The sequence below is a fragment of the Paracoccus sp. (in: a-proteobacteria) genome, from assembly GCF_039808215.1.
Classification (GTDB): Bacteria; Pseudomonadota; Alphaproteobacteria; order Rhodobacterales; family Rhodobacteraceae; genus Paracoccus.
The window spans coordinates 113,579-119,578 of the sequence record NZ_JBDHSP010000005.1 but is presented as its reverse complement, the minus strand read 5'-3'; the positions used below and the strand labels follow the sequence as shown (position 1 = coordinate 119,578).

General features: G+C 70.0%; 6 protein-coding genes. 4 read left to right on the top strand and 2 right to left on the bottom strand.

Annotation, left to right across the window (positions count from 1 at the left end; genetic code table 11):
- The 4 genes from WMK75_RS03690 to WMK75_RS03675 form a co-directional block, all read left to right on the top strand.
- Nucleotides 1-950: DUF2927 domain-containing protein (locus tag WMK75_RS03690; RefSeq protein ID WP_347266301.1), on the top strand; the 950-nt coding region annotated here is incomplete at its 5' end.
- 55 nt (nt 951-1,005) lie between these two features.
- Nucleotides 1,006-2,142 carry an SPFH domain-containing protein gene (locus WMK75_RS03685; RefSeq protein ID WP_347266300.1) on the top strand — a complete coding sequence of 379 codons (1,137 nt, stop codon included), beginning with the start codon at nt 1,006-1,008 and terminating at the stop codon, nt 2,140-2,142.
- Nucleotides 2,143-2,149: 7 nt separating this feature from the next.
- Nucleotides 2,150-3,421 carry a zinc ribbon domain-containing protein gene (locus WMK75_RS03680; protein WP_347266299.1) on the top strand — a complete coding sequence of 424 codons (1,272 nt, stop codon included), beginning with the start codon at nt 2,150-2,152 and terminating at the stop codon, nt 3,419-3,421.
- Nucleotides 3,422-3,454: 33 nt separating this feature from the next.
- The gene (locus tag WMK75_RS03675; protein WP_347266298.1) at nt 3,455-4,363 is read left to right on the top strand and encodes a carbohydrate kinase; all 909 of its coding nucleotides are present in this window, start codon (nt 3,455-3,457) and stop codon (nt 4,361-4,363) included.
- A gap of 80 nt (nt 4,364-4,443) precedes the next feature.
- Here WMK75_RS03675 and hflX read toward each other — a convergent pair whose 3' ends face one another.
- Together hflX and hfq are read right to left on the bottom strand one after the other, a co-directional pair.
- Nucleotides 4,444-5,751 (bottom strand): GTPase HflX, encoded by a 1,308-nt coding sequence (gene hflX / locus WMK75_RS03670; RefSeq protein ID WP_347266297.1) that lies wholly within the window; start codon nt 5,749-5,751, stop codon nt 4,444-4,446.
- Nucleotides 5,752-5,985, bottom strand: coding sequence for an RNA chaperone Hfq (hfq, locus tag WMK75_RS03665; protein WP_347266296.1), 234 nt, complete (start codon nt 5,983-5,985; stop codon nt 5,752-5,754).
- Between the last annotated feature and the right edge of the window lie 15 nt (nt 5,986-6,000).

Here is a 6,000-nt window from a genome sequence, read left to right as displayed (position 1 = left end):
CGCCGCCCGAGACCGCGCCGCCCCCGCCCGCCGAGGTGACGCCCGCGCCGGTCGATCAGGCGGCGCTGCGCCGCGCCCGGGCCGAGGACGCACGCTCGGCCGCGGCGCGTGCCGATGCCGCCGCCGCCTCGCCGGCCAGCCGCAACATGCGCGACTATCTGGCCGGGGTCGAGCAAACCCTGATCGCCCGCGGCCATCTGCGCACCGACAATGGCGGTGACATCGCGCTCACCCCCGAAAGGCTGGCCGAGGATTTCATCGCCATCGCCCTGCGCGACGAATATCTGCGCGAGGGCGGCAAGCTGATCTCGCGCACGACGCCGGCGCCGCTGCGCCGCTGGCAGCAGCCGGTGCGGATCCAGATCGAATTCGGCGATTCCGTCGCCCCGGCCGAGCGCGCCCGCGACCGCGCCGAGGTCGCGGCCTTTGCCGCCCGGCTGCAGCGTGCCAGCGGCCATCCGGTGTCGCTGACCGGCAGCGGCGGCAATGTCACCCTGCTGGTCCTGAACGAGGACGAGCGCCGCACCATCGGCCCGCGCCTGGCGGCGCTGGTGCCCGGCATCCCGCCCGCCGACATCGCGGCGCTGCGCGAACTGGCACCGCAGAACTATTGCACGGTCTTTGCCTATTCCGACAACCGCACCCCCGGCTATGCCCGGGCGGTGGTGCTGATCCGGGCGGAGCTGCCGCCGCGACTGCGCCGCTCGTGCCTGCATGAGGAACTGGCCCAGGGCATGGGCCTGGCCAATGACAGCCCGCGGGCGCGGCCCTCGATCTTCAACGACGACGAGGAATTCGCCTATCTGACCCGGCATGACGAATTGCTGCTGCGCATGCTCTACGACCCGCGCCTGCGCCCCGGCATGACCGAGGCCGAGGCCCGCCCGATCGTCGAGCAGATCGCGCGCGAGTTGCTGGCGCCACAGCAGCCGCCCGCGCCCGGGGCTTGACGCGCGCCGGGTGCGGGGCACAATCGCGCGCAAGTGCAGCGCGAAAGGCAGCCCCATGAGCATCTTCGACATCCTCGGCGGCGAGTTCATCGAGATCATCGAATGGACCGACGACACGCGCGATACCATGGTCTTTCGCTATCCGACCGTCGGCAAGGCGATCAAATACGGCGCCAAGCTGACCGTTCGCGAGGGGCAGGCCGCGGTCTTCATCCACGAGGGGCAACTGGCCGATGTCTTTTCCCCCGGCCTCTACATGCTCGAAACCAACAACCTGCCGGTGCTGACCCGGCTGCAGCACTGGGACCACGGCTTCCAAAGCCCCTTCAAGTCCGAGGTCTATTACGTCAACACCACGCGCTTCAACGACCTGAAATGGGGCACGAAGAACCCGGTGATCGCGCGGGACCCGGAATTCGGCCCGGTGCGGCTGCGCGCCTTCGGCACCTATTCCATGCGCGTGACCGAGCCAGGCAAATTCATGACGGAGATCGTCGGCACGGATGGCGAATTCACCCGCGACGAGATCAGCTTTCAGCTGCGCAATGTGATCGTGCAGGAATTCTCGCGCATGATCGCGGGTTCGGGCATCCCGGTCCTCGACATGGCGGCCAATACCGGCGATTTCGGCCGCATGGTGGCCCAGGCGATCAGCCCGATCGTCGCCGCCTACGGGCTGACCATCCCGGAATTTTACGTTGAAAACATAAGCCTGCCCGAGGAGGTTGAGAAGATGCTCGACAAGCGCACCTCGATGGGCGTCGTCGGCGATCTGAACCGCTTCGGCCAATATGCCGCCTCCGAGGCGATGCTGAACGCCTCAAGCCAGCCCGGCGGCATGGGGGCGGGCATGGGCGCGGGTCTTGGCGCGGGGCTCGGGGCCGGGCTGGGCGCCGCCATGGCCGGGCGCGGCCCCTGGGGCGCGGTGCCGCAGGCCGGCGCCGCGCCAGCGCCGCCGCCCCTGCCGGGCAGCGCGCCCTGGCATGTCGCGCTGGACGGAGAACCCAAGGGCCCGCTCGGCCAGGCGGAACTGGCGGAACTGGCGCGCGCCGGCAAGCTTGCCGCCGAAACCCTGGTCTGGACCCCCGGCCAGGAGGGCTGGAAGCCGGCGCGCGAAGTGCCCGAGCTTGCCGCCCTGATCGCCCCCCGGTTCACCCCCGCGCCGCCGCCCCTGCCGCCGCAGGCGGGATAGTCGGGCAATGCCGGTGCCGCCCGCGGAATACCGCTACCCCTGCGAGAATTGCGGCGCCGGGCTGGAATTTTCGCCCGGCCAGCAGGAACTGCTCTGCCCCTATTGCGGCCACACCCAGGCCATCGGCCCGGACACCGCCCCCGCCCGGCAGGGCCCCTGGGGCGCAAGCGCCGCCCTGCCCGACCCGGCCAGCGGGCGCGCGCTGCAATGGGACGCGGGCAAGAAATCCCCGCATCTGCAGGAATTGCCGCTGCAGGACGGGCTCGACCTCGACCGGAACAGCTACCTCACCCGCACGGTGCGCAGCCTCTCCTGCCCCAATTGCGGCGCCCTGCTCGAGATCGACAACACCAGCCACGCCACCGCCTGCCCGTTCTGCGCCACCGCCGTGGTCACCGACACCGGTGCCGCGCGCCGCATCAAGCCGCAGGCGGTGCTGCCCTTCGTCATCGACGAATCCCGGGCCAGGGCCGCGCTCGAGGGCTGGCTCGGCGGGCTCTGGTTCGCCCCCTCGGGGCTGACCGCCTACGCCCGGCGCGGCAAGCGGCTGACCGGCGTCTATTCGCCCTTCTGGACCTTCGACGCCGACACGCGCTCGCGCTACTCCGGCGCCCGCGGCGACTGGTATTATGAAACCGTGCAGGTGACGCAGACCATCGACGGCCGGCCGCAGCGCGTGACCCAGCAGGTGCGGCGCACGCATTGGGCCCCGGTCTCGGGTCAGGTGGCGCGGGATTTCGATGACATGTTGGTGCTGGCGGCAAACTCGCTGCCGCGCCGCATCACCGACGCGCTGACGCCCTGGGACCTGTCGCAGCTGACCGGCTACCGCCCGGAATTTCTGGCCGGTTTCCTGGCCGAGGGCTACACGGTCCCGCTTGCCTCCGGCCATGACATCGCGCGCCAGGAAATGGCCGGCGTCATCGCCGCGGACGTGCGCCGCGCCATCGGCGGCGACGAACAGCGCATCAACGCCATCGACACCAGCCACACGCATGAGACCTTCAAGCATGTGCTGCTGCCGATCTGGACCGCCGCATATCGCTACAACGGCAAAAGCTACCGCTTCGTGGTCAACGGCCAGTCCGGCCGCGTACAGGGCGAACGCCCCTGGTCGGTATGGAAGATCGCCTTCGCCGTCCTGCTGGCGGCGGCGCTGCTGCTCGGCCTCATCTGGCTCAACGAGCGCGGCAACGTCATCCGCCTCGGCGAGGCCGGCGCGACGGCGGATATTCCCCCGCGCCCCGGTTACCGCTATCAGATGACCGGCAGCGGCTGAATCGCCGCCAGGGTTTCAGGGGGGACGGCAGGCATGATCCTTTGCGCCGGAGAATCGCTCATCGACATGGTGCCGCAGGGCGGCGACTTCCGGCCCCTGCCCGGCGGCTCGGTCTACAACACCGCCATCGCGCTCGGCCGCATGGGCGCGGATGCGGGCTATCTCTGGCCGATCTCGCGCGACGGCTTCGGCAGCCTGCTGCTTGCTCCCCTGGCCGAGGCCGGCGTCGATACCGCGCTCTGCCCGCGCTCGGAGCGGCTGACCACGCTGGCCTTCGTCACCCTGACCGCAGGCGAGGCGCGCTACGCCTTCTACGACGAGGGTTCGGCCGGGCGCATGTTCACCCCCGCCGAGCTGCCGGCGATCCCGGACCGGGTCTCGGCGCTGTTCATCGGCGGCATCAGCCTCGTGCCCGATCCCTGCGGCGATACCGTCGAGACCCTGGCAAGGCGCCTCTCGCTGCGCCTGCCGGTGATGCTCGACCCCAATATCCGCCCCTTCTTCATCGCCGACGCCGCCGCCTATCGCGCCCGGCTCGACCGGCTTTTCGCGCTGGCCGATCTGGTCAAGCTCTCGGGCGACGATCTCGATTGGCTGCTGCCCGGCGCCAGCCCGGAGGATGCCGCCCGCACCATCCTGGCCCAGGGGCCGCGCGTGGTCTTCCTGACTGGCGGAGCCGCCGGCGCCCGCGCCTTCTGGGCGGGCAAGACCCTGACCGTTCCAGCCTCCGGCGTCAGCGTGGCCGACACCATCGGTGCCGGCGACACGTTCAATGCCGGCGTGCTGGCGGCGCTCGACCGCGCCGGCGCGCTCACGCGCGACGGGCTCGCGCAACTGGACGCCGACACCCTGCTGGCCGCCCTGACACTGGGCACGCGCGCGGCGGCGGTCACCGTCTCGCGCCCCGGCGCCAACCCGCCCTGGGCGCATGAGTTGATCTGACGGAAAACGGGACCGCCGCCATCCCTGGCGCGGCCCCGCATTTCTTCGTTCCAAGAATACTCAGGCAACCGCGCCACCGCTCAAAGCGCCTCGAAACTCGCCTTCTGCCGTGCCGTCCAGCGCAGCAGCAACCGCACGCCCTGCTCGCCGATCTCCTCCGAGACCACGATGCCCTGCCGGTGCAGCCAGGCGCGGCGGCGCCCGTCCTCATGCGCCAGCAGCAGTTCCGCCGGCTCGGCCGGCTCATCAAGCGCCGCCGCCAGCCGCGCATCGATGACCGCCTGCAACCCGGCCAACCCCTCGCCGGTCAGCGCCGAGACCGCCTGCACGCCCTCGGTGCGCGCATCCATGCGCTGCAGCGCCTCGCGCATCTCGGGCGACAGCGCATCGATCTTGTTCCAGACCTCGATCAGCGGCACGTCATCCTCGACGCCAAGGGAGGCAAGGATCTCGTTCACGTCGGCGGCCTGCTCCTCGGTCTCGGGATGGCTGATGTCGCGCACATGCAAGATCAGGTCGGCGGCCAGAACCTCCTCCAGCGTGGCGCGAAAGGCCGCGACCAGCTCATGGGGCAGATCGCTGATGAAGCCTACGGTGTCGGACAGGATCACCCGCCGCCCGCCCGGCAGCACCAACTGCCGCATGGTCGGGTCCAGCGTGGCGAAAAGCTGGTCCCTGGCCACGACCTCGGCGCCGGTCAGGCGGTTGAACAGCGTCGATTTCCCGGCATTGGTATAGCCCACCAGTGCCACGATCGGATAGGGCACCTTGGCGCGGGCCTTGCGATGCAGATCGCGGGTCTTGACCACGCGCTCCAGCTGCCGGCGCAGGCGGATCACCTGCTCGTCGATGGCGCGGCGGTCGGCCTCGATCTGGGTCTCGCCGGGACCGCCGACGAAACCGAACCCGCCACGCTGGCGTTCAAGATGCGTCCAGGCCCTGACCAGCCGCGTACGCTGATAGGCCAGCGCCGCCAGCTCGACCTGCAGCACCCCTTCGCGCGTCTGCGCCCGGTCGGCAAAGATTTCCAGGATCAGCCCGGTGCGATCGAGGATCTTGACCCCCCATTCCTTTTCCAGATTGCGCTGCTGCACCGGGGTCACCGGCCCGTCCACCAGCACCAGCTCGATCCCCTCGCCGTCACAGGCGGCCTGCAGATGCTGGCCGATCTCCTCGCGCTTGCCGCGGGAAAACAGCATGCCCGCATCGGGGTTGCGCAGCCGCGCCACCTCGGCGCCGGCAACCTCGATCGCCGGCAGCGCGTGCGCCAGCGCCACCGCCTCCGCCAGCGCCAGTCCGGGCTGGCGGCGGGTGCGCGCATTGCCCAGATCGGGATGGATCACCCAGGCACGGGTCGGGCGCTCGCGCGTCTGCGCCGGATCGGGCAATCAGTCCTCGCCGTCGTAGAGGTTGATCGGCTGTCCCGGCATGATGGTCGAGATCGCATGCTTGTAGACCAGCTGCGACTGCCCGTCGCGGCGCAGCAGCACGCAGAAATTGTCGAACCAGGTGATGACACCTTGCAGCTTCACGCCGTTGATCAGGAAGATGGTGACCGGAACCTTGCCCTTGCGGACATGGTTCAAAAAGGCGTCCTGGAGGTTCTGTTTGTCGCCGGCCATTCGAAGCACCTTGTT

Excerpts from the sequence above, each read along its gene's own strand:
- WMK75_RS03685 (WP_347266300.1), top strand. The coding sequence starts at position 1,006 with ATGAGCATCTTCGACATCCTCGGCGGCGAGTTCATCGAGATCATCGAA.
- WMK75_RS03680 (WP_347266299.1), top strand. The coding sequence starts at position 2,150 with ATGCCGGTGCCGCCCGCGGAATACCGCTACCCCTGCGAGAATTGCGGC.
- WMK75_RS03675 (WP_347266298.1), top strand. The coding sequence starts at position 3,455 with ATGATCCTTTGCGCCGGAGAATCGCTCATCGACATGGTGCCGCAGGGC.
- hfq (WP_347266296.1), bottom strand. The coding sequence starts at position 5,985 with ATGGCCGGCGACAAACAGAACCTCCAGGACGCCTTTTTGAACCATGTC.